Below are 25944 nucleotides of genomic sequence, written 5' to 3' on the forward strand. Positions count from 1 at the left end.
CTTATGTCCGCCCGAGAACTCATCGCCCTCGGCACCGCCAGCCAGGTCCCCACGCGCTACCGCAACCATAATGGCTACCTCCTGCGCTGGGACGACCACGGCCTGCTGTTCGACCCCGGCGAGGGCACGCAGCGGCAGATGATCTACGCCGGGGTGACGACGGCCGCGATCACGCGGATCTGCGTGACCCACTTCCACGGCGACCACTGCCTCGGGCTGGCGGGGATCTCCCAGCGCATCTCGCTCGACCGGGTGCAGCACGAGATCGCCGTGCACTACCCGGCGTCGGGCCAGGTGTACTTCGACCGCTTGCGCCACGCCTCGATCTTCCACGACGTCGCCCGCATCACCGCCCGGCCGATCCGCGGCGCCGGCACAATCTTCGAGGACGCCGACCTGACCCTGTCGACCCTGCCGCTCGACCACGGCGTCGAGGCCTTCGGCTACCGCCTCGAGGAGAAGGCCAAGCGGACCATGCTGCCCGACCGCCTCGCCGCCGCCGGCGTGCGCGGGCCGATGGTCCGCCGGCTGATGACCGAGGGCTCGCTCGAGGTCGACGGCCGCACCGTCCACCTCGACGACGTCAGCCTGCCGAAGCCCGGCCAGGTGTTCGCGTTCGTCATGGACACGCGGATCTGCAAGAACGCGTTCGCATTGGCCCGCGGCGCCGACATGCTCGTCTGCGAGTCGACCTACCTCCACTGCGACGCCGACCTCGCCCACGACCACGGCCACATGACCGCCGTCGAGGCCGCCACGATCGCCCGCGACGCCGGCGTCCGCCGCCTGGTCCTCACCCACTTCTCCCAGCGCTACACCGACATGGAAGCGTTCGTCGCCGAGGCCCGGGCGATCCACCCCGACGTCGTCGCCGCCCGCGACTGCGACGTCATCCCGGTGCCGAAGCGCCTCGAGATTTCTTCCTGACGGCCTGTCCGCGTGGACATGTCGTAGAGGCCGTGTCCTTCGGACCCTGTTCCGAAGGACATGCCCTTTTAGAAAGACTTACTCGCCGAGCTTGCTCTTGACCTTGGAGATGCGCTGGACGGCCTTGGCCTCGCCGAGCTCCTGGGCCTTCTCGTACTGCAGCAGCGCGTCGCGGTAGCGCAGCGCGTTGTAGTAGGCGTCGCCGAGCTTGAGCCGGTAGAGGCCGTTGTTGGGGGCCACCGCGACCGCCTTCTCGGCGAAGCGCTGGGCCTTGTCGGCCGAGCCGCGGTCGAAGTAGATGTCCGACAGGCCGATCAGCGCCTCGGCGTTGCGGCGGTCGTAGCTGATCGCCTGGTTGAACAGCGACTCGGCCTCGTCGCGGCGGCCGGAGGACAGCGCAGCCTTGCCCTGGCCGGCGATCTCGGTCGCCTTGGCCGGGTCGCGCTTGACCGGCGCGTCGGGCAGCTCGTCCTCGCCGGGGTCGTCCTGCTCGCCCTTCTTCTTGCTGCTGCCCCTCTTCGACGCCGGCTTGCCGCTCGGCTCCGGCGTCGGCGGCTCGACCGGGTCGGGTTCGACGATCTCCGGCGGCGGATCGGGATCCTTCGGCTGCACGGCCTCCGGCTCCCTGTCCTGCGGCGGCGGCGGCTCGGGCTCGACGGCGACGCCCGCGCCGCGAGCGACGTCGAGGATCGCCGTCTGGGCCGACAGCGGCGCCTCCGTGCGCGCCTTGGCGATCGCCTTCTTGAAGCTCGCCTCGCGCTTCTTCTCGTCGGGCTGGATCATCGCCACCGCGATCTCGCCGCTCGCCTTCTCGCCGGGGCTGAGGGTGCCGGCCTCGGCGCGCTTGACGTAGTCGTCGATCTCCGCCTGCGAGCGGGCCGCGCGGGTCAACGCGCGCTCGCTCTTGGGGTCGAACGCCAGCGCCCACGCGTAGTAGTCGCGAGACAGCGCGCGCGTGCCGTCGGTGTCCCAGAACTTGTCGCCGATCGTCAGCAGCTGGTTCGAGAACTCCTTGCGCAGCTCCTCGCCGCGCTCGTCGGCCATGCGCTCACCGCTGCCCTCGACCGCCTCGAGCTCCTTGACCTTGAGCAGCGCCGTCGGCCCGCCGTCCTCCGGCAGGTTGACGTAGTGGCCGATGCTGGCCGCCTGCCGCGCCGTGCGGCTGATGTTCTCGATCTGCTCCTGCTCCTCCGGCGTCACCTCCGGCGCGCCGGTCAGCATCAGCACCACCGCGGTGACCACCGCCGCGCCCACGGCCGCCGCCACCGGCAGCAGCCACTTCCGCTTCTCCACCTGCTCCGACTGCGAGCCCGGCATACGCGCCAGCAGGGCCGCGCGCCGCTCGGGGTCGATGTCCGGCAGCGGCAGGTCGTCCCACTCGGTGGTGATCCTGGCCGCGATCTGGGCCTCACACAGCGCCGCCTCGAGCTCGGCCATGTTGGCGTAGCGGTCCGCCGGCGCTTTGGCCAGGCAGCGCATCACCACATCCTCGAGCGGCTTCGGGATGTTGCGCTCCGGCTTGATCTGGCTCGGCAGCGGCGGCGTGACCTTGATGTGCGCCAGCAGCACCTCGGCGAGGTTGTCGTCGACGAACGGCGGGTGACCGACCAGCAGCTCGTACATCACGCAGCCGATCGCGTACATGTCGAGGCGACCGTCGAACTCGGTGTTGTTGATCTGCTCCGGCGGCATGTAGGCCGGCGTGCCGGCGATCGGGCCGGCGCCGCGGTCGGCCGACAGCATCGCCGACACGCCGAAGTCGACGATCTTCGCCATGTCGCGGCGGCCATCGTGCGTCACGAGGATGATGTTCTCGGGCTTGATGTCGCGGTGGACGATGCCGGCCTTGTGGGCCATGCCGAGGCCCCTGCACACCTGACGCAGCACGGCGATGAGGCGGCCGAACTCGAGCTCGGTCTCGACCAGGCTGGCGAGATCGATCCCGTTCAGCAGCTCCATGCAGAAGAACAGGCGCCCGTCGGGCAGCTCGCCGAAGTCGAAGATCTCGACGATGTTCTTCGAGCCGGCGCGGGTCGCCGCGCGCGCCTCGTCGCGGAACACCTGGGCCGTGTCGCTGCGCAGGCTGAGCTCGGCGCGGAGGATCTTCAGCGCCACTCGCCGCTCGATGTCGATGTGCTCGGCTTCATAAACCACGCCCATGCCGCCCTCGCCGAGCCAGCGGAGCAGCTTGTAGCGGGTGCCCGGGATCGGCTTGCCCGCCGTGAGTTTCACCGGCGTGCGCAGCTCGAGGTGCGTATCGGCGTTCGCGATCGAGGGCGGCGTGAACTCGCCGGTGTCGCGCTTTTGCCCGGTGACGGCGCGGAGGTCCGGCACCGTGTGGTCGGACACCGGCGCCCGCTCCGTGGAGGCCTGGGCCGCCGCTGCGGCGATGAATTGCCCGGGCCTGGCGACGATCGTGCGCTTGTCGTCGGCGACCCGCTTGTCGTCCGGACGGGTGAGGTCCCGGACGTCGCGCATGGTGTCCTCGTCCTCCGGCTTCGCAGGGGTTTTCACCGGCGGGGCGGGCCTCCCCGGCGGCGGGGCCGGCGGGGCCGGAGTCGGGGCCGGCGGGGCCGGGCGGGTCGCAGTCGCAGCCTGGACCGACGCCGGCAAGCCGATGCCGAAGACCGTGCGCCCCTTGTCGTCGCCCTGACCGCGTCCCTTGTCTGCACCCTCGTCCGCCATAAAAAAGGTGAACCTCGTCGGCGATTATAAATGGAAAGCGCGCGCCGAGATCGTCGGCGCGCAGCGACCTCGAGTGCGCGCGACGAGCGGCGGGGCAGTACCGCGCAAAAGGTGGTAGCCTCGGCGCCTCCATGAGCGCCAAGACCCGCGGCACACCCGCTGTACCGATGTTTCGCCGGCTGATGGTCGCCAACCGGGGCGAAGTCGCGGTCCGGATCGCCAGGGCCTGCGACCTCCTCGGCATCACGCCGGTGTTCGCCACCTCGACCGCGGACCGCGACGCCGGCTATCTGCGCGGGCGCGAAACCGTGTGCATCGGCGCCGCACGCTCGCCGCAGAGTTACTTGAATATGCAGGCGATCGTCCAGGCCGCGCGGCAGAGCGAGTGCACCGCGCTGCACCCGGGCTGGGGATTTCTCTCGGAGAACCCCGTGTTCGCGGCCCTGTGCGAGACCCACGGCGTCACCTTCATCGGCCCGCCCGCCCGCGCCATGCACCTGATGGGCAAGAAGACGCCCGCGAAGGCAGCCATGCGGGCGGCCGGTCTGGCGCTGATCCCCGGCAGCGACGGCATCCTCGACAGCGCCGAGCAGGCGCGCGAGGTCGCCGACCGCGTCGGCTACCCCGTCCTCCTCAAGGCCGAGAGCGGCGGCGGCGGCCGCGGCATGCGGATCGCTCGCGGCCCGGACGAGGTCGCCGGCGCCTACGCGGACGCGCAGGCCGAGGCGATCGCCGCCTTCGGCGACGGCCGCCTCTACCTCGAGCGGCTGATCGAGGGCGGCCGCCACGTCGAGATCCAGATCATGGCCGATCGCTACGGCCACGTCGTCCACCTCGGCGAGCGCGACTGCACCGTCCAGCGCAATCACCAGAAGCTGCTCGAAGAGTCGCCCTCGCCGTCGCTGTCGGCCGAGGAGCGCGAGAAGACCCTCACCGCCGCAGTGCGGGCCGCCGCCAGCATCGGCTACGTCGGCGCCGGCACCATGGAGTTCCTGCTCGATCAGGGCACCCTCCGCTTCATGGAGATGAACACGCGCCTGCAGGTCGAGCACAGCGTCAGCGAGGTCCGCAGCGGCCGCGACCTCGTGGTCGAGCAGATCCGCGTCGCCGCCGGGCACCCCCTGTCCTTCGGGCAAGCCGACGTCGTCCTCACCGGCCACGCGATCGAGTGCCGGATCAACGCCGAGGACCCGGCCAACAACTTCAAGCCCGCGCCCGGCAAGATCGTCCGCTGGCACAGCCCCACCGGCGACGGCGTGCGCGTCGACACCCACGTCGACAGCGGCTACGAGGTGCCCCCGCACTACGACAGCCTGCTGTGCAAGGTCATCACCGCCGGCGCCACCCGTGACGAGGCCGCCGAGCGCATGATCGTCGCCCTCGGCGAGCTCGTGTGCGAGGGCGTGCCGACCACCGTCCCGCTGCACCTGAAGATCCTCCGCTCCTCCGCCTTCCGCACCAATCACTACGACACCCGCGCGATCCCGGGCCTCTGACGCTCGCCGCGCCACCCACCCCGCACTCGACCGCGCGCCCCCAGGAACCTGACCGATGGCACATGTCCCTTTGGTCCCGATCGGCACCCCGCGCGAGCAGGCCGCCGACCCCCGCACCTTCGACGAGCAGCGCCAGGCGCTCGGCGACCTCGAGGCCGCGCTCGCCTCGCGTCGCGCCGCCGTCCACGCCGGCTGGGGTGACACCTACGTCGCCCGCGTCCACGCCAAGGGCAAGTTGACCGCGCGCGAGCGCGTCGCCCTGCTCATCGACCCCGGCACCCGGCCGTTCGAGGTCGGCACCTTCGTCAACGACGGCCTGGTGTTCGGCGACAAGCTGACCTCGCCGGCGGCCGGAGTGGTCACCGCGTTCTGCCGGGTCGAGGGTCGGTGGTGCATGGTCATCGCCAACGACAACACCGTCGCCTCGGGTTCGTGGTGGCCGCGCACGCCGGAGAAGATCGAGCGGGCGCAGACGATGGCGCTGCGGCTGCGGCTGCCGACGATCTACCTCGTCGACTGCTCCGGTCTGTTCCTCCCCGAGCAGTCGAAGAGCTTCCCCGGCGCGACCGGGGCGGGGCACATCTTCAAGATGAACAGCCTGCTGTCGGCGAACGGTGTGCCACAGCTGGCCGGCGTGTTCGGCGACTGCATCGCCGGCGGCGGCTACATGCCGATCATCAGCGACCGCGTCTACATGACCGAGCAGGCGTACATGGTCATCGCCGGCGCCGCGCTGATCAAGGGCGCCAAGAGTCAGAAGCTGACCAGCCTCGACATCGGCGGCCCCGAGGTGCACGTGCACCTCAGCGGCTGCGCCGACCGGCGCGTGCCCAACGACGAGGTGCTGATCGACTGCCTGCGCCGCGAGGTCCGCAAGCTGCCGAGCTCCGGCGCCGACTTCTACCGCGGCGACGCCGGCGCGATCGACCCGCTGTTCCCCGCGCACGAGCTGTGCGGCCTCATGCCCGTCGACCACCGCGAGAGCTACGACTCGTATCAAGTGCTCGCGCGCCTGTGCGACCAGAGCCTGTTCTGGGAGCTCATGCCCGACGCCGGCGAGGAGATGATCTGCGGCGTCGGCCGGGTCGGCGGCCTCTACGCCGGCTTCATCATCAACCGCCAGGGCCTCGTCGGCGACCCCGAACACCCCGGCGCGCGCAGGCCCGGCGGCACCCTCTACCGCGCGGGGATCGCCAAGATCTCCGCCTTCTCGCGCGCGTGCGACAGCGACGGCCTGCCGATCATCTGGTTGCAGGACATCTCCGGCTTCGACATCGGCGTCGAGGCCGAACGGCAGGGCCTGCTCGCGTATGGCTCGAACCTCATCTACACCAACAGCACCAACACCACGCCGATGTTCACGGTGCTGCTGCGCAAGGCCTCCGGCGCCGGCTATTACGCGATGGCCGGCCTGCCCTACGACCCGGTCGTGCAGCTCTCGACCTGCCTCACGCGCCTGTCGGTGATGGAGGGTCGCACGCTGGCGATCGCCACCTACAACACCAAGCTCGACGACAACTTCGAGATCCTCGCCAAGGATCCGGACGAGCGGCGCGCCATCGAGACCGGCATGCGGTCGGTCGAGCAGCGCATCGAGGCCGACATGGACCCGTACGTCGCGGCCCGGCAGATGGACACCGACGAGATCGTCGGCGTCAGCGAGCTCCGCAGTTACCTTTGCGCGCTCGTCGAGATGAGCTACCAGTACTCTGGTTACCGTCGGGTGAAAAACCCGCGGATCTGGACCATGCACGACCTCGCGGTGCTCACCGGAGGGATCCGCTGACCATGCCCGTGAAGAACTTCGTCCTCGACGCTCGCCTCACTCCGCCGGTGCTGCGCGCCCGTCTGGCCGCGGGGCCCGATGGTCGTCAGCGCTTGCTCGCGCCAGGTGTCGGCATGTTCCGCGGCGCCCCTGACCCCGGCATGCTGGTCGGGCCGGAGCAACCGATCGGCGCGCTCGAGATCCTCGGCGTCGTCCATCACGTCCTCGCCCCCGCCGGCGCCGGCGGCCTCGTCGTCGCCCCCGAGGAGGCGCCCCGGGGTCCTGCGCCCGCGCGTCGGCCGGTCGGCTTCGACGATCTCCTGCTCACCCTCGACCCGAGCGCCACGCGCAGCGAATCCGCCGCCAATGCGACCGGCCCCGTCGCGGGCGCCGGCGCCAGCGGTGCCGCCGTCCTGCGGGCCCCGACCAGCGGTCGCTTCTACGTCCGCTCCGGCCCCGGCAAGCCGGCCTTCGTCAAGGCCGGCGACGTACTCGAGGCGGGCCAGACCGTCGGCCTCATCGAGGTCATGAAGACCTTCAGCCGCGTGCTGTACGGCGGGGACACCTTGCCGTCACGCGCCCGGGTCGTGCGGGTCTGCCAGGCCGACGAATCCGACGTCGCTCAGGGCGACCCGCTCCTCGAGGTCGAGCCGGCCGACGCTGCAGTCGACCAAAATACGAAACCCCACCCGGCATAGCGATAGCAGGTGGGGGTCGACTTAGATAGCGTTGAGGGGGGACGGCCTCAGTTGACGGCGGCTCCGCTGACTGCGGACCAGCGAACCCGCGTGATCATGAAGTGCCTGTCCGACCGATTTGGATGACAGGTCGATGCGATTTTTTTCTGACGGCCATTGAAGGGGAAATCCGTGGACGAACGAGCCGAAGACAAGCGCGAGAAGGTCCGCTGGCTCATCCTCCTGAGCGGAGTCGCGCTCGCCTTCTACCTGTGCTGGTTGATGCTGCAGCCCTTCGTCAAGGTGCTGCTGTGGGGGCTCGTCCTCACCTCGGCCTTCGACCCGATCCACAGCAAGATCCGCCGGCGCATCAAGAACCAGGACCTCGCCGCCCTGGTGTCTTGCTTCGCCGTCATGTTGACCATCGGCGTGCCGACGGCGCTCATCGGCCTCGCCCTCGTCCGCGAGCTCGCGCCGGCGTTCGAGACCCTGCAGGCGATGATCTCGAGCCTGCTCGACCCGAACTCGCCGGTGATCGGCAAGGTGACGCAGTGGCTGTCCGAGCGCGGCGTCGACATCGAGGCGGTGAAGCGGCAGGCGATCGAGCAGGCGCAGGCGGCGATGGGCGAGGTGACCTCGAACTCGATCGGCTACGTGCGCGGGATCCTCGGCGGCATCGCCGGCGTCGTCATCGAGGTCTTCTTCGTCTTCTTCACCATGTTCTACCTGTTCCGCGACGGGTCGAAGCTGTGGGGGGCCCTCGCGAACGCCCTGCCGCTGCGCGGGCGGACCATGAACGAGATGATCGTGCGCGTCCGCGAGGTCATCAGCGCCAGCGTCTACGGCGTGTTCGTGATCGCGGTGCTGCAGGGCACGCTCGGCGGGCTCGCGTTCTGGTTCATCGGCCTGCCTTCCGCGGTGGTGTGGGGCCTGGTGATGACCTTCATGTCGCTGATCCCGCTGGCGGGCGCGTTCGTGGTCTGGGTGCCGGCGGCGATCTACCTCGCGGTCACCGGCTCGTGGGGTGCGGCGATCGGCCTGTCGCTGTGGGGCACGGTGGTGATCGGCCTGGTCGACAACTTCATGCGGCCGAAGCTGGTCGGCGAGAAGGCCAAGCTGCACGAGCTGTTCATCTTCTTCGCCGTGCTCGGCGGGCTGCAGCTGTTCGGGATCGTCGGCCTGTTCCTCGGGCCTGTGATCCTCGCCATCGCGCTGGCGCTGTTCGACGCCTTCCTCCACCCCGACACGTCGCTCAAGGGCGGGCGGCAGACCATTCCGCCGCCGGACGTGCCGCCGCCGCCGGTGCTCCCGCCCGTGCTCTCACCGCCCGAGCGCGACGCGTGAAGCCGGCGCCGGCGCCGTCCTCGGCCTGTTCTTTTTTCCGCAGTTAAAAAGATTGCGACCGGCCACGGCGCACTTGGACCCGAACCCTGGACACCAAGGCCCAGGTGCGCCGTGACCGGTCGAGGACACAGACCGATGACTCGATGAATGAGCGTCGTCTCGGTCCCGAACGGATCACGGATTTTTGCAAGTCCCGGCGCGCGGAACCGCGCTGTGGCGACGTGACGTGCACGTCGCGAGTCTGTCACCTTCGGTCAGCCCATCAGGACCAGGCGGACGACCGCGCTGATCACGCCACCTGCCGCGAATAGGCAGCAGAGGTCACTTCTGAGCCTGCGCAACCGCGCCAGGGCGAGCGGGCCCTGGGGGGAGATTTCTTCGAACAGCATCGGGAAATCTCGAGTACGCGTAACGTCCATGACTCTCAGTTGTAACAGAACGAAGGGGCGTCGCAAGATCTGTTAACGCGCACATCGCGCGGAACTGCTCCGACTCTTGTAGCAGCAACGAGCGCAGCGAGCGGTCCGGCGCTGGGACGCTCGGCGCGCTCGAGCATCGAGGTCGCTCCGCGGCGCTCGAGCTCAGCGTCGTCGAGCCGGGCTGTCGTCGTAGCCGGCGGGGTACCCGGCCCGGCGCTGGACGCTCGAGCATCGAGCTCATCGTCGAGCGGGGCTGCGTGTCGTCCTCCGGACGGGAGCCTGGTGCTGGGACGCTCGGCGCGCTCGAGCACCGAGGTCGTCGCCGACCCGGGCTACACGTCGACGTCTGGCGGGCTCCCGAGCCCGGCGCTGGGGGGACGCTCGGCGCTCGAGCTCCGAGGTCGTCGTCGAGCCGGGCTACACGTCGACGTCTGGCGGAGTCCCGAGCCCGGTGCTGGGGGACGCTCGGCGCGCTCGAGCTCCGAGGTCGTCGTCGAGCCGGGCTACACGTCGACGTCTGGCGGGCTCCCGAGCTCGGCGCTGGGGGACGCTCGGCGCGCTCGAGCACCGAGGTCGTCGTCGCCGAGCCAGGACTGCGCCTCCCGGCCCGGCGGTCTCCCGAGCCCGGCCCGGGACGCTCGGCGCGCTCGATCATCGAGTTCGTCGGCGCCGAGCCGGGACTGCGCGTCGCGGTCCGGCGGGGCTCCGGGCCCGATGCTGGGACGCTCGGCACGCTCGAGCATCGAGGTCGTCGTCGCCGAGCCGGGTAGCGCGTCGTCGTCCGACGAGGTCCCGAGCCTGGCGCTGGGACGCCCGGCGCCCTCAATCATCGAGGTCGTCGTCGTCGTCGCCGAGCCGGGACAGCACGTCGTCGTCCAGCGGGGCTCCCGAGCCGGGCGCGGTCATGAGCTCGGCGGGGCTGCCGTCGTCGTCGTCGTCGGCGTCGTCGGTCGCATCGAGGTCGGCGCTGAGGCGCCGGCTGACTTCCAGCTCCGATGGACCGGTCTCTTCGGACATGTCCGCTAAGTCATCCTCGGTGTCGCCGCCTGATTCCTCCTCCGAGTCGGAGCTGCCGGACGAGGCCTCGGCCTTCGCCCCGCCGCCACCGTCGGCCTCGCCGCTCGTGGTCACGGCGGCCACCGGCGCCGCCTCCTGCGGCGGCCGCTTGCTCGCGGTCTTCTTCGCCGCGGTCTTCTTCGCGGCCGTCTTCTTCGCCGTCGTCTTCTTCGCGGCCGTCTTCTTCGCGGTCGTCTTCTTCGCCGTCGTCTTCTTCGCGGCCGGCGTCTTCGCGGTCGCCTTCTTCGCCGCCTTCTTCGTCGCCTTCTTGGGCGCGGCCTTCTTCGCCGTCTTCTTGCTCGCGGTCTTCTTCGTTGCCTTCTTCCGATATGACGTAGCCATCGCTCCTCCTCCCCAGGGCCCACTCGCTTGCGAAGTGACCCACTGTGACCAAAGCATTTTGCCACGGAGCGCGACGACCTTGTCGATCTGGACCAGAACACGCAGCGACGAACGACACGCGCGCCCTCGCTCTCGCGATGCGTCGCTCGTCGATCGGACGTCGCTGACGCTCGCGAGCGTGGGCCTCGCCGCGTCGGGAGCCACGGATGCGTGCTTCGAACGCGGCCAGGACTGCGCCGCCGAGACAACCATTCGCCGCCGAGACGGCGGATGCGATCGCGGTCCTGCGCCGGCACCGACGTGAACGCGGCCTCACGCAGCCGAGCCAGGCAGCTGCGAGTGTTCGCCGCCGGCTGCGAACGCCATTGCACCGCCCGCCTGCCCGCGCTCCTTCGCTGCCGGGCTGAGAGCGTCATCGTCAGCCTGCTCCGCGCGGCCTGCCTGCGCTCCTTCGCTTCCGGGCTGGAGCGTCATCGCCACCCGCCACCCTGGCCACGAACGCCGTCGCCTGGCCCCGCCGCCCGGCATGTCTGCGCTCCTTCACTGCCGAGCTGAGAGCGCCATCGCCACCCCACCCTGCTCCGCTACTCGGCTGCGAACGTCATTGCCTGGCTGTACCGCCCGACCCTTTCGCCTCGCGCTGCGAACAGATGGCCAGCCCGCCCGGCCGCGAACGCCATCGCGCTGGCTACGACGATTTCGCCCGGCGCTGCGTAAGCCATCGTCTGGCTGCCCCTTCTCCGCCGAGCTGCGAACGTCAGCGCCGGCCGCCTGGCCCAGCCACCGACCCCTTCGCCGTCATCTTCGGCTACGGACGCCGGCCGCGACCGTCCGCCGTGGCGCACAAAGACGAGGCGGCGTCCGCGGGCGGCGAGGCGTTCACACCGTCCAGGGGTAGACCCCCGAACGGGCGGAGCTCTCCTCGATGGACTCCTCTTCGCCGTCCATGCTGGTGGCGGCCTCGACCTCGCCGGGCGGCTCGAGGTCTGCCTCGTCGAGGCGGATCGGGAGACGCACGGTGAAGGTCGTGCCGCGGCCGAGCGCGCTCTCGACCTCGATGTCGCCGCGCATCAGGTGGCAGAAGTTGCGGCTGATGGCGAGGCCGAGGCCGGTGCCGCCGTAGCGGCGGGTGGTCGCGGCGCTGCCCTGGGCGAACTCCTGGAAGATGCGCTTGATCTGGCTCGGCGACATGCCGATGCCGGAGTCCGACACGGTAAAGACGAGCTGATCGGCGGTGCGTTGGGCGGCCAGGGCGACCTCGCCGCTGCTGGTGAACTTGGCGGCGTTGCTGAGCAGGTTGAGCAGGACCTGGCGGACCTTGACGCGGTCGAGGCGGACCGGGCCGAGGGCGTCCTCGCAGCGGGACGCGAAGGTGTTGCGGTTCTTCTCGATGAGCGGCCGGGCGGTCATCGACACCTCGTCGATGACCTCGCCGAGCTCGAACTCCTCGAGGAAGAGCTCCATCTTGCCGGCCTCGATCTTCGACAGATCGAGCATGTTGTTGATCAGCGACAGCAGGTGTTTGGCGGCCGCCTGGATCTTCTGCATGTCGGGGATGAAGCTCCCCGCCTGGATGACATCGTTGAATTCGTCCTCGAGCAGCTCGCTGTAGCCGATGATGGCCGTCAGCGGGGTGCGCAGCTCGTGGCTCATGTGGGCGATGAAGGCGCTCTTGGCCCGCGAGGCGTCGAGCGCCTCCTCGTTCGAGCGGGCCAGGCGACGGGCGCGGCGCTCGAGCGTGTTGCGCTCGAGCTCGAGCCGCTCGGTGTGGGCCGTCTCGAGCGCGAGCGCCAGGTGGTCGGCGATCGCCAGCAGGATGTCGACGTCGTCCTGCGTGAACGGCCCGCGGGTGAGCGGCCGGTCGAGGTAGATGACGCCGAAGAAGCGGTGACCGAGGAGCAGCGGCGCGGCCAGCATGTGCCGCGGCGGCAGCGGGCTGCCGTCGAGCTGCTGGGCGCCCGCGGCGTCGCCCGACACTGCAAACGGCTCGCGGCTGAGCCGCACCCGCTCGAGCACGGCCGCGCTCGCCAGCGCCAGGTCGGCCTCCTTGCCCTCGGCGTCACGCGCCGACTTGAGGTGCAGCCGCTCGGTGCTCTCCGAGTAGAAGTACAGGTAGGCCGCGTCGGCACCGACGATCCGGACGATCTCGGGCAACGCGAGCGGCGTGGGCGACTTCCGGATCATGACTCGAAGGGCTAGGAAGACGACGCGCCTCGCGGCTCGGAGCGCGTCCTGTAGCTAGAATGGCAGCCTAGACCATCGGCGCGGGCGTATCAACTGTTCGACAGGAGCGCCCGGTCGGGCCCGCCGGGCCAGCCCCGCGATCGCGCAGATCCGCCCCCGTGCGAGCTCTGCGGCTCGTGCTCGCCATGCACGTTCACGCCGATCCAACCCAACGTCACGGCGTCACATGGCCCATGCGCCATGCGAAAAACGACCTCGGCCGAACGCTACGTGTAGCGGAGCGCGCAGCGGGTCTCTTCGCCGTCGACCTTGAAGATGAGGCGACAGTCAGGGCGCTCGTTCTCGCAGATCGTCCCGCCGATCGCCGACGGTCGACCCTCGGGGTCCATCACCGTCTGCACCTCGATGCTGACGCCGAAGGTCTGCTCGAGCGAGCGCACCCACGTCATGTAATCGTTCGAGCCGTTCGCGTCGCGCGTCAACAAAGCACTGCTGCGCTGCGCGATGAGGTTGACCAGATGCGTGTACCGTCGAGGACTGTTAGCGATCACGACACCGAACTCCAGGTGTTCCGCCAGGGGGGACGTCAGAGTACTATGGGCCGGAAGGCGCGATCCATCCATCGATGCAAGTCGAGGATGGGAAATCTCTGTATCCCAGATCGCAAAAGTCGGGCTCGGCGCCCGGACCGTCAGGGACTTCCCGTCGGCGCCTGCGGCTCCGAACCGCCGGACGGTTGTCCGTGTGGGAGTTCGCGGCAGAACACTCCGCGGTCCCAGATCGTGTTCGCAGAGGCGGCGCAGACGACACCACGGCGCCAATCGACGGCCAGACTACGCACCTGGACCCGCTCCAGCCCCAGCGCCGACCACGTCGCGCCGCCGTCCTCGCTGCCCCAAACGCCCTGTCCCCAGGACCCGGCGATCACCCGCGCCCCGTCGTCCGGATCGGGTAGCACCACCCGCAAGTCCGGCGCCGGCGGCGTCCTCGACTCGAACGAACGTCCGGGCGGTGCGACCCGGAGATCGCTCGACCACATGCCGCTGTGCCACGCGTAGCGCCACCCGCCGCCGCCGACGGCCGGGTAGTACCACCCGTCCAGCGCCGACGGCGTGCGCTGGATCCACTCCCCCGAGCCCTCGCGTGACCACCACGAGCGCCCGAGCACCACTGCGGTCGCCCCGCCGACAGCCGCCTCGTCGACCCGCCCTTCGAGCTGCACTTTCGACCATGTCTTTTTCGACATGTCGAGACGGTGCAGCGCGCCGCCCACGGTCGCCAGGACCTCGTCGGCGCCGACGGCCAGCGCGTTCAACTCACCGGCCGGCCGGCCGACCGAGCGCCACTGCCCGGTGATCGGGTCGCGCCGGTCGAGCCGCGCCGTGCCCGCAGGCGCCGTCCACAGCGCCCCGTCGGGCGCGGTGTGAAATTGCCAGGCGCGCCCGCCGGGCGGCTCGCCGAGGTCACGCCAATCATCCCCGGTGCGAGCCCACACGCGACCGCCGCCGCTGTGCACGACGAAGCCGTCGACCGCCGAGAAGACGACCAGGGGATCGTTCCACTCCTCGCTGCCCGCCAGCAGCGTCCACGCCGGATCGATCGGCCGCCACCACTCGACGACCGCCCAACCACCGACGACGAGGTGCGAGGCGACCGCCAGTCCCACGAGCACCCGGCGCACCGCGGCCGGCGCTCGCGCCAGCATCTCGACCAACGCCCCGGTGTCGAACCACAGCCCGAGCGCCGCGAACAACACCGCCATCGCGGGGATCCCCCGCAGCGCCCACCACGGCGCGACGAGCAGGACCACGCCGATGAACGCGAGCGTCAGGTACGAGAACCCGAAGTAGATGCCCCGAGCCACTCGCACGAGGATGCTGCCCACGCTCACGACTCGCAGGATGCCACAACGAGCAGCGCGACGTCAGGCGCCGCGACGACACGATCGAACAGCCCCGGCAGCTCGCGCTCCCGGCAGGCGTAGAAGATCCTCTCCTCGGCGCGGACAGGGGCGCGCATTGATCCGACGCTCCGAGAATGTGCTCGCGCAGCCAGTGCGGCAGACCCTCGGTCACACGCGGAAGTGGACGCTGCGATCGCTCGGCACAGCGCTCGACGAGGTCGCGGTCGATTGGTTCTCGCGTCATAGCGTCGACCGAGGCCTCGCCGGCCTGAACCGCCGCCTCCAGTTGCTCGGCGTCCTGCTGCTGCGCGTCGCAACGAGAGGGTATTCGGCGATCCGCCCGCTCGCACGTCCGCGCGAGCCATTCAAAACCTGCGGCACCTCCCCATCACGTCGAGCCCGTGCTCGCGAGCGCGACTCAGCGCGGCGTGTTCGATGCGTTCGGTGGCGATCGAGCCGATCAGCTCCTGTTCCGAAGTCGGTCCGGTCCGCGGGAGGTCAGGTGCCGTTAACGTGAGATTATGTTCGAGCACTATCTGCACCAGCACGTCCCGGACCACCGTCGTCGTCTGCGCTTGGTGGTAGCGGCCCATCTCGCGGCGCTGTCCACCGTCGGGGCGCTCGGCTTCACCTGGCTCATGGGCAAGCTGCAGATCGCTCAGGTCTCGCCGCCGAACGCCAACTTCGTGCTGGTACAGATGTCGCTCGACACCCCGCTGCCGCCGCCTCCGCTGCCGCCCGCGCCCGCGCGCACCGAGCCGGAGGACAAGCAGATCCCGGAGGAGCCGAAGCAGGACGACGAGCCGCCCGAGGACTTCACCGAGCTGTTGCCGCCGCCCAAGCCGCGCCCGGGTCCGGTGGGCAACGGCGCGCCGACGGCCACCGGCACCGCACCGATCGGCGTGCCCGGCGTGGCCAACGGGATCCCCGGCGTCAATCGCCTGCCGCCCGGGTTCAACAGCCACACGCTCGCCGCCCCGCGCCAGCCGAAGAGCGAGCAGCGGGCCCCGGTGCCGCTCTCGGTCGTGCACGCGCAGGCGGTCTACGCCCCGAACCCCGACCAGCAGCGGCTCGCGGCCACCCGCGCCGGCATGTTCGACAAGCGCCCGGGCGAGAACGAGACCGCCTTCTGCGTCGACGCCACCGGCCGCACCACCGAGGTGCGCACGGTGAAGGCGTTCCCCGGCGACCCGGCCGTCGACGAGGTGATCCGCTCGACCATCAAGACCTGGCGGTTCCGCCCCTTCATGGTCGAGGGCAAGGCGGTCAGGACCTGCACCTCGCAGGTCTTCCGCATCACCTTTAAATAGCTGTTTTAAAGAACATGCCCCGTAGGGCATGCCCTTTAAACCATGCCCTTCAGGGCAGGCCGATCGGGGCGCCGGCGATCCCGACCGGGAGGCGGTAGAGGTCGCCGGGGTTGCCGGAGAGGTACAGGCTCTCGGGGTCCCAGCCGACGCCCCGGCCGAACTGCGCGTTGGCGACGTTGCTGTCGAACTCGGCGAGCAGCTCGGGCTGGCCGACGAGCTCGGCCTCGCCGTCGAGGATCCCGCGGTAGAGCCGGCTGTTGCCCTGGTCGACGGCGTAGATGTTGCCGCACTGGTCGAGCACCAGGCCGTCGAGCGCGGCGCCACCGACCGAGAGGACCTCGGAAGGCTCGCCGATCGCCTCGCCGAGGTCGTCGACCGCCAGCTTGAGCACCCTGCCGGCCCCGTAGTTGGTGAAGAACAGCAGGTTGCGCGCGTCGTCGAGCACCACGCCGTTGGCGCTCGAGGCCATCGGGCCCTCGTAGACGGTGACTTTATTAAACTGGGCGTCGAAGCGGACCACCCGGCTACCGCCGAACTCGGTGAGCCACACGCGGCCGGCAGGGTCGACGTAGAGGCCGTTCGGGCTGACGAGGTTGCCGGCGAGATCGCTGACCGTGCCGTCCGTGGTGATGGCCTGCAGATCTCCCGACTGCGGCAGCGCGATCAGCAAGTCGCCGCTGGTCGCGAAGCGGGTGCCGTAGACCTGCGGGAAGCCGCCGGCGAGGTCCGTCTCCAGCATCTCGGCGGTGACGATCACCACGGTTTCGTCGCGCTTGAGCGCGAGCCCGCCCATGCCGTCGAAGCCGAGGTCCTCGCTGCCGTCGTAGCCCTCGCCGACCAGCTCGGGCGTGAACGGCCCGGGCTCGATCGTCACGCAGTCGAGGTCGTCGCCGGTGGTGCCGGTCGTCGTCGTCGAGGTCTCCGGGTCGGTGGTCGACGTCGAAGTGTCCACCTCGGTGGTGGTGAGCGACGTCGTCGGCGGGTCGCCGGTGGTGGTCTCCGAGGTGCTGGTGGTCGGCCCGGACGTCGAGGTCGTGTCGGTCGTCGACGTCGCGTCCGTGGTGGTCGCGTCCGACGTCGAGGACGTGTCGGCCGTGGTCTGGCCGCCGTCGTCCCCGCAGGCGGGGACGAGCGACGCGAAGGTCAGGAAGGTCGCAAGGGTAGGTGCGCGCGAGGCCATGGGCCGCACGCTATCGCGTCGTGACCAGGCTCGCCAGGCTGCGGCCGTCGACCTGCGCCGGCGGCTTGATGCCGACGAACTCGGCCAGAGTCGGCGCGACGTCGACGGTCCCGACCGGCTCTGCGAGCGTCTTCGCCGCCACCTGCGCGCCGAAGAACAGCACCGGCACGTGCGTGTCGTAGCGGTACGGCGAGCCGTGGCTGGTGCCCGTCGGGAAGGTCGCGGCCAGCGTCCACTCCTTGAAGCGCATGATCACGTCGGGGCTGCGCGCGGGGAAGAAGCTGCGGCGGTAGCGTTCGAGGAACTCGGACGCGCCGGTGTCGGGGGCGGTGCCCGACAGCACGTCGGCGGTGAACACCTCGGCGACGAAGTCGAGCTTCGCCAGCTCCTTGCCGACGGCCGCGCGCAGCTGATCGGCCTTGACGCCCTTGGCCTCCGCGGCGGCGACGTCGAGCCACACCCCGGTCTCGCCGATGTCGAGCAAGATCTCCGGCGGCAGGTTCAGCGCCTTCGTCGCCACGCCGACCTGGCGCGTGACCTGCACCTTGTAGTCGGCCATGACCACGCGGCGCGCGTCCTTCTGCTGGCCCGACTGCACGAGCCACTCGGGGATCGGGATCGCGCCGTGGTCGGCGGTGAGGGCGAGGACGTAGTTGCCGGCGCCGACCTGGGCGTCGAGCTCGCGCAGGAACACGTCGAGGTAGCCGTCGAGGCGCATGTAGTAGTCCTGGGCCTCGTGGCTCATCGGCCCGTAGCGATGGCCGACGTAGTCGGCGCTCGAGCAGCTGACGAGCAGGATGTCGGGGTCGGCGTCGGCGCCGAGCTGCTCCTCTTTCAGCATGCGCTGGGCGAACGCCAGCGTCAGCTCGTCGCCGAACGGGGTCCACTGCAGCTCCTTGAGGAAGTTGTCGCGCGCCTGCGGGGTGCCGTCGTCGAACCCGTGCGGCAGCTCGGTGTGCTCGCGGTCGGACTCGAACTCGGCCTTGTCGGCGCCCGAGCGCGCGTACACGTCGGCGTCGCGCAGGCGCTGCCAGCCCTCGGCGAAGCGGCGGAACACGTTGGTCTCGCTGTTGAAGTCGGCCACCCACGCCGGCAGCGACTCGCCGTACCAGCTCGACGACACGTAGCCGGCCGCGGCGGCGTCGAACCAGTAGGCGCGGTCGGGGTGCTGGCCGCCCATCATCACGCTCGCGCGGTCCTTGAAGGCGACCGAGAACACCCTGGCCTTTGGGACCTGTTCCTTGAGCCAGTCGCCGATCGCCGGGCGCATCAGCTGCTCGGGTGAGCGGCCGTCGGGCGAGCCCGCGCGCTGGCCCGAAGTGACGATGCGCGCCTCCTTGTCGTCGGCCGCGTAGGCCTTCCTGCGCGCGGCGCGGTCGTACCACTCGTTCTCGATGATGCCGTGGTGGCTTGGGTGGCTCGCGGTCGCCGCGCTGGCGTGGCCGGGGGCGGTGAAGGTCAGCGCGTGCTGGATGTGGGCCTCTTCGAACAGCGCGCCCTGCTGGCGCAAGCGGGCCAGGCCGCCGGTATAGAGGTCGGCGTAGCGCGACAGGTAATCGGCGCGCATCTGGTCGACGACCAGCAGGACCACCAGGCGAGGCCGCGTCGCGGCCTCGGGGACCTCGGGCGTGTAGACCGTCGACTGGCCGCCGGACTCGCGCGTGCACGCCGCGAGCAGGCCGAGGGCGAGGGTCCACGAGAGCGCCGGGAGTTTCGCTGCGGGCATGCGGCGGCAGATCTACGCCCGTTCGCGGCCACGGTCCAGGTGTGAGGCAGGCACCGATTGACAGCCCCAGGCAGCCCTTTCACACTCCGCGCCATGCACGTGCGCCACGCGATCCTCGCCTCGCTCCTCGGATGCTCCGTCGTCGCCTGCCAGGGCGGCGCTGCTGCCCCCGCCGCCCAGCCCGCCGCCGAGCCGGCCAAGGTCGCCGAGCCTGCGAAGGCCGCCGAGCCCGCGAAGCCCGAAGAGAAGGTCGCCGCTGCCGAGAAGCACGAGGGCGAAGAGGGCTGCATCTACGCCGACGCGCACAAGAAGGAAGGCGACGAGGCCGATTGCCCGCACGGCGGCGCCGAGGGCACCCCGAACTCCGGCGAGCCCGGCCACTTCGGCGCCGCCTTCGCCCTCAAGGATACCAAGCCGCTCGGCCCGCTCCTCGCCGCCGGCAAGGACGCCCTGCCCAAGGACGCCGTCCAGGTCAGCGGCACCGTCGACAGCGTGTGCCAGAAGAAGGGCTGCTGGATGGTCGTGAAGGACGGCGACCAGGAGGCCCGGATCCTCATGAAGGACCACGGCTTCACCGTGCCGATGGACACCAAGGGCAAGCCCGTGGTCGTCGAGGGCACCCTCGAGGCCCGCACCTTCACCGAGGCCCAGGTCAAGCACCTCGAAAAGGACGCCGGCAAGGACCCGGCCTCCGCCTCCGGCGAGCGCACCGAGTACGTGCTCACCGCCTCGGGCGTGAAGATCCAGAACAGCTGAGCCGGCGGCGTCCTGGTCTTCAGGACATGTCGCAGCGCTCATGACTGAAGGGCCATGTCCGAAAGGACATGGCCCTTCGTCGCTAGCCCGACGGGGTGCCGGCGTTGCTGAGGGCGAAGCCGGTCATGTCGCTGTAGGTGTAGGGGGCGGTCAAGCCGGTGAAGGTGTCGACCGTCTTCATGATCGGGTGGACGCGGTAGGCGTACGGCTCCGACAGCGTCACGCCCCAGACGTAGCCGTAGAAGTCGATGCTGATGCCGTGGACGTAGCTGGGGACGTTCAGGACGTCCTTCTGGACCATCGTCTCGGTGTCGACGGCGATGATGACGTTGGGGTTGCCCGACATGTAGAGGGTGCCGGCGCCGTCCTCCATGCAGCCGCCGCCGCCGGAGACCTGCACTGTCTGCCAGGTCTCGGTCATCGGGTCGAAGCGGGCCGCGCCGCTGCCGCTGCAGGTCCACACGTAGCCCTTGGAGTCGACGGTCATGCCGTAGCCGGACATGGCCATCGGCCACATCTTGTACTGCAGGCTCAGCCGGTCGATGAAGACCAGCTGGCCGATGCCGAGCTGCGAGCCCCAGAAGTTGCCGTTGCCGTCGACCGCGGCGCCGTAGATCCCGTAGTAGTCGGGGTTCACGCCGACCACGTTGACGGTCGCCTCGATCGCGCCGGTGTCACCGTTGACGAGCAGGACGTCGAGCTGGTTGTCGGCGTTGACGAAGTCGTCGTTGTTGCCGGAGGTCCAGATCTTCTGGTTCTCCCACTGGCACGTCGCCTTGTTGAAGTTGCCCTGCGTCCACGCGACCGGGCGCTGGCTGATGTAGCTCATCGGCGTGTACCAGGCGACGCACTCCTCGACGCCCCACGGCAACGACGTGCCGTTGACGGCCGTCTGGATCCCCGGCATCCCGTTGGTGTCGGCGCAGCGGTCGGCCTGCGCGTACACCTTCGTCAGGCCGCCGTTGCGGTTGGCGATCACGACGTCGCCCGAGAGGTTGACCGAGGTGCGCGACGGGTTGCCCGCCGAGTCCGGACGCACGATGTAGCGCCCCTCCTCGACCAGGTTCACCGTGTTGATCTTGCTCATCGAGCCTTCGCCGCTGTTGGCGATCCAGATGTAGGAGAAGTCCGGTTCCCCGCCGCCGCCGCCGCCGCTGCAGGCCATGCCGCCGTCGGGGGTGATGCCGAGGTCGAACTTCGGTCCGCTGTCGCTGCTGACCGAGGTTCCGGTGATACCCTCGGTCGGATCGGTGGGACTCTGGGTCGTGGCGTTGCTGTCACTGCCGGTGCCCATGGTGGGCGTCTCGCTGGCCGTCTCCGACGCGGTCCCTGGCTCGGTCGCGGTGATCGTCGACGTCGGGCTCGAGGTCGGCGGCGTCAATGTGGCCGTCGCACCGCCGTCGTCGCGCCCGCCGTTGTCCCCGCAGGCGAACACCACCGATGCGGCGATTAAGGACTTAAGCTCGTTTCTCATGAGAACTCCCCGATGCCGCACGCTAGCACAGCAGGGGGAATTCTCGTCAGCGGAAGCGGAGATCCCCTCTTGGTCCGGAGGGGGTGATCCGGAGCTCGCCGAGCGCGAAAACTCGCTCAGCCGCGACGGCGGCGACGCAGGCCGAGCAGCAAGAGACCGAGAGCCCAGGGCGGCGGGCCGCCGGTGACGCTGCAGGTGAGCGAGGTGTCGTTCGACGAGGCCGGCTCACCGGCCGCGACGCGCACGGAGATCGCCGACTCGACGCCGTAGGCGCGCGCGCTGACCTTGCGGAATTCCTGGTCGGGGTCGTGCTCGTAGATGAACACGTCGCCCGGCTCGGTGAAGCCGCGGTCGGGCAGCGCCCACTCGAAGTCGACGCCGTAGATCGGCTGCTTGTCCTCGGCGACCGCCTGCGCGACGAGGAGCCACTCGCCGGCGAGCTCGTCGGGAGTGGTGGCGTCGCCGTCGATGAGCTCGACGCCGGCGATCATGCTGCTCGGCACGCCGTAGATGTCGACCTCCTCGACGAGGTTGTCGCCGAGCCACAGCTCGGCGCTGTGCCGGCCCTGGCCGGCGACGCTCACCTGCAACCAGTTGCGGTTGTCGACCAGCTCGGAGTGACGGATCGTGGCGTCGATCGCCGCGCTGCTGGACACCTGGATGTCGGTCGAGCCCTGCAGGCGGATGTCTTCGTGCAAGTACTCCACGGCGAAGGTCGCGGTGCCGCCGACGAGGATCCGCGGGTGCGGGGTCTCGCCGCGGAAGTCGGGGTTGTCGAGGGCGTAGATCGGCGCGGCGAACAACTTGGCGCGAGTGGGCCGCTTGACCTCGACGGCGGCGCTGCCACGGATCGCGCCCGAGGTGTCCTTGAGCAGCAGCTCAGTGACGCCCTCGCCGATGGCGTCGACCTCGACGACGAGGATGTGCGGGCTCATCTTGTACGGCTCGGCGCGCAGGTGCAGGACCTTGGGGTCCATGCTCTCGACCTTCCAGCCGACGAAGTCGGTCTCCTGGTCGTTGTCCTCGACGAACACCTCGAACTGGGCGCCGAGCACGTACGGAGTGCTGAGCTCGTCGCCGTACTCGGCCCGCGGCTTGAACTCGTACAGCCGGCTGTTGACCGAATCCGAGAAAGTGAACTCGCTGGTACACGCGGCGAGCAACGAGAGGCCGAGGAGCGTGGACGCGACCCGCATACCTTGAAGCTAGTCGGACACGATGACGCGCTCAAGTGCTACCGGCTGCCAAAGTGTCATGCCGGCCGGCGGGCCAGCATGGGGCGGACCACGACCGGCCAGAGTGGGGCGGATCACGCGCGGGCGGGCGGCGGTTTGCGGTAGGGTCCCCGCGCCTATGGACCACGCCGCCTCGCCGAAGAGCCTCGCAGCCGCTCGCCCGACGATCCCCTGCTCCGACCCGGCCACCGGGGAGTCGCTCGGCGAAGTGCCGGTCATGGATCGCGCCGAGGTCCACGCCCGCCTCGAGCGCGCCCGGGCTGCGCAGGTCGCGTGGGCGAAGACGAGCTTCGCCCAGCGCCGCCGCGTGGTGCGCCGGATCCTCCAGCACCTGCTCGACCACACCGACGAGCTGTGCCGCCTCATCAGCCGCGACAGCGGCAAGACGCTCGAGAACGCCACCGTCGAGATGTGGCCGATCTGCGAGATGCTGCGCTGGAACCTGGCCCACGCCGAGCAGGCGCTGCGGCCGCAGAAGGTCTCGTCCGGCGTGCTCATGCACAAGTCGGCCCGCATCGAATACCACCCGCTGGGGGTGATCGCGGCGATCTGCCCGTGGAACTTCCCGCTGCAGAACGTGCTCGCGCCGGCGATCCCGGCGCTGATGGCCGGCAACGCGGCGATGATCAAGGTGTCCGAATGGACCTCCTGGTCGGCGCCGCGGATCCAGCAGATCTTCGACGAGGCGCTGCGCGCGGAGGGCCACTCGACCGACCTCGTGCAGCTGATCACCGGCTACGCCGAGACCGGCGCGGCGCTGGTCGGCGCGGGCGTCGACAAGGTGATCTTCACCGGCTCGATGGCCAACGGCAAGCGCGTGCTGCAGACCGCGGCCGAGACGCTGACGCCGGTGATCCTCGAGCTCGGCGGCAAGGACCCGATGATCGTGTGCGATGACGCCGACGTGCACCAGGCGGTCCACAACGCGCTGATCGGCACGCTGACATCGGCCGGCCAGCTGTGCATGGCGGCCGAGCGGATCTACGTGTTCGACGCGGTCTACGACGAGTTCGTCGCCGCGATCGCCCGCATCGTCGCCAACCTGCGCCAGGGCCCGCCGCTCGGCGGCGGCACGGTCGACGTCGGGGCGATGACGATGCCGGGGCAGGTCGACATCGTCGAGCGCCTGGTCGCCGACGCGGTCCACCGCGGCGCGCGGATCCTCGCCGGCGGCAAGCGCGGCGCCGGCGGGCAGTACTTCGAGCCGACGGTGCTGGTCGACGTCGACCACGACATGAAGATCATGCGCGATGAGACCTTCGGCCCGGTGATCGCGATCATGCGCGTGCGCTCGGAGGAGGAGGCGATCCGCCTGGCCAACGACTCGGCCTACGGGCTGTCGTCGTCGGTGTTCTCGCGCGACCGCGCCCGCGCCGAGCGGATCGCCCGCCGGATCGTCGCCGGCTCGACGGTGATCAACGACTTCGCCATGCACTACATGGCCCACGAGCTGCCGTTCGGCGGCGTGCGCGGCTCCGGCTTCGGCCGCCTCAACGGCCCCGAGGGCCTGCGCGGGCTGTCCAACGTCAAGGCGGTGATCACCGACCGCCTGCCGATCCACGCCGCGGTCGAGATGTACCCGGTCCGCCCCGGCAACTACGAGCAGGGCAAGGCGATCCTCCACATCCTCTACAGCACGAGCCTGGCCGGCCGCGCGCGCGGGCTCGTCGACATGGGCAAGGCGCTGTGGAAGCGCGCGACGACCGGGAAGTAGCTGTCTCCGGGGACATGCTCGGAAGGGCATGTCGCGGCGGGGCCCTGGTCCTCCTGGCGGCCGGCTGGGCCGCCCTCCGCCTGCAGATGAACGGCGAGTACAAGGGCGCCACGTGGGCCCAGATCGCCGACTTCACCGCGCCGCTGCCGTTCGGCCACCGCCCGCTGATGTCGCTCGTCGCCTGGCCGCTGCGCGCCGCCACCGACTGGCCGCTCGCGCTGGTGTGGGGCGCGCTCGAGGCCGCCGCCGCGATCGGGCTGTGGCTCGCGCTGCGCGCGGCGCTGCGCCCGCTCGTGGGTGCTCGTTGGGACATGTTCTTCGCGACATGTTTCTTCGCGCTGCTGGCGTTCCCGTTCCTGCTCAAGCACAAGTGGGCGGTGTTCTACCCGTGGGACACGCCGGCGATGGCGTTCACGGCCGCCGGCCTGGCGCTGGTCGCGGGCCGCAGGTTCGCGGCCGCGACTGCGCTGTGCTTCGTCGCGGCGACCAACCGCGAGAGCGCGGCGCTGATCCCGGCGGCCGCGCTGGCGCTGCACGTCGGGTCCTCAGGACATGTCCTGCGGGACATCCGCGAGATGATCCGGCCGGCGCTGGCGATGACCGCGGCGTTCGTCGCGGCGCGCCTGGCGGTCGCGCTCGCGCTGCCGGACAACCCGGGGCCGGCGCTGCACTTCGCCATCGGAAAGAACGCGCCGCGCTGGTTGCACAACCTCGAGTGGCTGGCGGAACCGGTGCACTGGTTGTGGCTGCCGATGTACTTCGCGCTGCTGCCGCTGGCGTGGCTGCTGCTCTGGAAGAAGATCTCGGCGGACCACCGGCGCCTCGCCCTGGTCGCCCTGGCCTGGTTCGCCGGCCTCATGCTGGTCGCCAACATCTACGAGCCGCGCGTCTACGGCGAGCTCCTCGTGCTCCTCTACGTCCCGGCCGCGGCGGCGGCGTGCCGCTGGCTGCGCGCTGATACCATGGGCGCGGCATGACCAAGATCGAGCTGACGCCGGCCCAGAAGCTGGAGATCTTCGAGGAGTACCAGCGACGCATGCGCAGCTGCGTGCCGTGGGACTCGGCGATGAAGTGGGCGCCCGAGCTCAACATCGTCGGCGCGTCGTACCGGCCGTTCATCGCCTTCCCCGAGCTGGCGCCGAGCGACGCGCCGGTGTCCGAGCTGAGCCCGGCCGAGCACGCCGACTCGCCGAACAAGCTGTTCCGCTACTGCATCCGACTGCACCGCGCCGGCCGCCGGCTGCTGACGTGGTGGGGCCCGCAGACGGGCTCGGTGATCTTCGACAGCGATGTGCCGATCCCGGCGATCTTCCAGTGCCGCGACGGCGAACCCGGGGTGTGGAACGAGTCGCCGTGGATGTCGCTGACGCCAGCCGAGCTGATGACGCTGCGCGAGGGCACGCGCCTCGCCAAGGGCCGGGTGGTGATCGCGGGGCTGGGGCTCGGGCATCAATTGATCGAGGTGTCGCGCCGGCTGCAGGTCAAGGAAGTGGTGCTGGTCGAGCTCAGCCAGGAGCTGGTCGACTTCTATCTGCCGAAGATCCGCCCGCACGTGAAGAAGCGCCTGACTGTGATCGTGGGCGACGCGTTCGAGGTCCTGCCGACGCTGGCGGCCGACGTAGGCCTGGTCGACATCTTTCCGAACTACGGCGGCAACGAGGCGGCGATGCAGGAGCTCCGCCGGCGGTGCCCGAAGATCAAGAAGCTGTGGGGCTGGGGCACTGCGTCGATGTCGCTGTGACTGCGCGGTG

21 protein-coding genes are annotated in these 25944 nt (G+C 70.1%); 10 read left to right on the forward strand and 11 right to left on the reverse strand.

What is annotated here, in order from left to right; genetic code table 11:
* The first annotated feature begins 3 nt into the window (after positions 1–3).
* Entirely contained in the window at positions 4–927 is a 924-nt protein-coding gene (locus O0S08_RS47175; protein WP_269036123.1) for a ribonuclease Z, read from the forward strand.
* A gap of 78 nt (positions 928–1005) precedes the next feature.
* Here the strand turns inward: O0S08_RS47175 and O0S08_RS47180 are convergent, their stop codons facing one another.
* Positions 1006–3405: a protein kinase domain-containing protein gene (locus O0S08_RS47180; RefSeq protein WP_269036124.1), complete on the reverse strand. Its 2400-nt coding sequence runs from the start codon at positions 3403–3405 to the stop codon at positions 1006–1008.
* A gap of 374 nt (positions 3406–3779) precedes the next feature.
* Here O0S08_RS47180 and O0S08_RS47185 point away from each other — a divergent pair, with 374 nt between their 5' ends.
* The 4 genes from O0S08_RS47185 (at position 3780) to O0S08_RS47200 (ending at position 8894) form a co-directional block, all read left to right on the forward strand.
* The gene (locus O0S08_RS47185; RefSeq protein WP_371879584.1) at positions 3780–5108 is read left to right on the forward strand and encodes an acetyl-CoA carboxylase biotin carboxylase subunit; all 1329 of its coding nucleotides are present in this window, start codon (positions 3780–3782) and stop codon (positions 5106–5108) included.
* A 55-nt stretch (positions 5109–5163) separates the two neighbouring features.
* The gene (locus O0S08_RS47190; protein ID WP_269036126.1) at positions 5164–6894 is read left to right on the forward strand and encodes an acyl-CoA carboxylase subunit beta; all 1731 of its coding nucleotides are present in this window, start codon (positions 5164–5166) and stop codon (positions 6892–6894) included.
* A gap of 2 nt (positions 6895–6896) precedes the next feature.
* Positions 6897–7571, forward strand: coding sequence for an acetyl-CoA carboxylase biotin carboxyl carrier protein (locus tag O0S08_RS47195; protein WP_269036127.1), 675 nt, complete (start codon positions 6897–6899; stop codon positions 7569–7571).
* 171 nt (positions 7572–7742) lie between these two features.
* Positions 7743–8894 carry an AI-2E family transporter gene (locus O0S08_RS47200; protein WP_269036128.1) on the forward strand — a complete coding sequence of 384 codons (1152 nt, stop codon included), beginning with the start codon at positions 7743–7745 and terminating at the stop codon, positions 8892–8894.
* Positions 8895–9148: 254 nt separating this feature from the next.
* Here O0S08_RS47200 and O0S08_RS47205 read toward each other — a convergent pair whose 3' ends face one another.
* From O0S08_RS47205 to O0S08_RS47230, 6 genes are all read right to left on the reverse strand, one after another.
* Positions 9149–9313 carry a hypothetical protein gene (locus O0S08_RS47205; protein ID WP_269036129.1) on the reverse strand — a complete coding sequence of 55 codons (165 nt, stop codon included), beginning with the start codon at positions 9311–9313 and terminating at the stop codon, positions 9149–9151.
* 822 nt (positions 9314–10135) lie between these two features.
* Complete coding sequence (locus O0S08_RS47210; RefSeq protein ID WP_269036130.1) at positions 10136–10915, reverse strand: hypothetical protein; 780 nt, start codon at positions 10913–10915, stop codon at positions 10136–10138.
* 675 nt (positions 10916–11590) lie between these two features.
* The gene (locus O0S08_RS47215) at positions 11591–12895 is read right to left on the reverse strand and encodes a sensor histidine kinase (RefSeq protein WP_269036131.1); all 1305 of its coding nucleotides are present in this window, start codon (positions 12893–12895) and stop codon (positions 11591–11593) included.
* A 266-nt stretch (positions 12896–13161) separates the two neighbouring features.
* Positions 13162–13446 carry a hypothetical protein gene (locus tag O0S08_RS47220; protein ID WP_269036132.1) on the reverse strand — a complete coding sequence of 95 codons (285 nt, stop codon included), beginning with the start codon at positions 13444–13446 and terminating at the stop codon, positions 13162–13164.
* Between the two features lie 140 nt (positions 13447–13586).
* On the reverse strand, positions 13587–14786 hold the full coding sequence (locus O0S08_RS47225; protein WP_269036133.1) for a hypothetical protein: 1200 nt from the start codon (positions 14784–14786) through the stop codon (positions 13587–13589).
* Complete coding sequence (locus O0S08_RS47230; protein ID WP_269036134.1) at positions 14783–14914, reverse strand: hypothetical protein; 132 nt, start codon at positions 14912–14914, stop codon at positions 14783–14785. Before O0S08_RS47230 ends, O0S08_RS47225 begins: the two co-directional genes overlap by 4 nt.
* Before the next feature lie 405 nt (positions 14915–15319).
* On the opposite strand from O0S08_RS47230, the gene O0S08_RS47235 reads away from it, so the two are divergent.
* Positions 15320–16108, forward strand: a complete 789-nt coding sequence (locus O0S08_RS47235) for an energy transducer TonB (protein ID WP_269036135.1) — start codon at positions 15320–15322, stop codon at positions 16106–16108.
* Between the two features lie 49 nt (positions 16109–16157).
* On the opposite strand, the gene O0S08_RS47240 is transcribed toward O0S08_RS47235, so the two are convergent.
* Positions 16158–17288 carry an NHL repeat-containing protein gene (locus tag O0S08_RS47240; RefSeq protein ID WP_269036136.1) on the reverse strand — a complete coding sequence of 377 codons (1131 nt, stop codon included), beginning with the start codon at positions 17286–17288 and terminating at the stop codon, positions 16158–16160.
* Positions 17289–17298: 10 nt separating this feature from the next.
* Positions 17299–19014, reverse strand: a complete 1716-nt coding sequence (locus O0S08_RS47245; protein WP_269036137.1) for an alkaline phosphatase family protein — start codon at positions 19012–19014, stop codon at positions 17299–17301.
* A gap of 93 nt (positions 19015–19107) precedes the next feature.
* Between O0S08_RS47245 and O0S08_RS47250 the strand changes: the two genes are divergently transcribed.
* Entirely contained in the window at positions 19108–19770 is a 663-nt protein-coding gene (locus O0S08_RS47250) for a DUF4920 domain-containing protein (protein WP_269036138.1), read from the forward strand.
* An 82-nt stretch (positions 19771–19852) separates the two neighbouring features.
* Here the strand turns inward: O0S08_RS47250 and O0S08_RS47255 are convergent, their stop codons facing one another.
* Positions 19853–21244 carry an NHL repeat-containing protein gene (locus O0S08_RS47255; protein ID WP_269036139.1) on the reverse strand — a complete coding sequence of 464 codons (1392 nt, stop codon included), beginning with the start codon at positions 21242–21244 and terminating at the stop codon, positions 19853–19855.
* A gap of 116 nt (positions 21245–21360) precedes the next feature.
* A complete protein-coding gene (locus tag O0S08_RS47260; protein ID WP_269036140.1) occupies positions 21361–22440 on the reverse strand; it encodes an MYXO-CTERM sorting domain-containing protein in 1080 nt (359 codons plus the stop codon).
* A gap of 157 nt (positions 22441–22597) precedes the next feature.
* Between O0S08_RS47260 and O0S08_RS47265 the strand changes: the two genes are divergently transcribed.
* The 3 genes from O0S08_RS47265 to O0S08_RS47275 are packed head-to-tail and all read left to right on the forward strand — an operon-like array spanning position 22598 to position 25934.
* Positions 22598–24193: an aldehyde dehydrogenase family protein gene (locus O0S08_RS47265; RefSeq protein ID WP_269036141.1), complete on the forward strand. Its 1596-nt coding sequence runs from the start codon at positions 22598–22600 to the stop codon at positions 24191–24193.
* Positions 24194–24207: 14 nt separating this feature from the next.
* On the forward strand, positions 24208–25170 hold the full coding sequence (locus tag O0S08_RS47270; protein WP_269036142.1) for a hypothetical protein: 963 nt from the start codon (positions 24208–24210) through the stop codon (positions 25168–25170).
* Entirely contained in the window at positions 25167–25934 is a 768-nt protein-coding gene (locus tag O0S08_RS47275) for a polyamine aminopropyltransferase (protein WP_269036143.1), read from the forward strand. The genes O0S08_RS47270 and O0S08_RS47275 overlap by 4 nt, the downstream gene beginning before the upstream one ends.
* The last annotated feature ends 10 nt before the right edge of the window (positions 25935–25944 follow it).

The organism is Nannocystis punicea, from assembly GCF_026965555.1.
Taxonomy (GTDB): domain Bacteria; phylum Myxococcota_A; class Polyangia; order Nannocystales; family Nannocystaceae; genus Nannocystis; species Nannocystis punicea.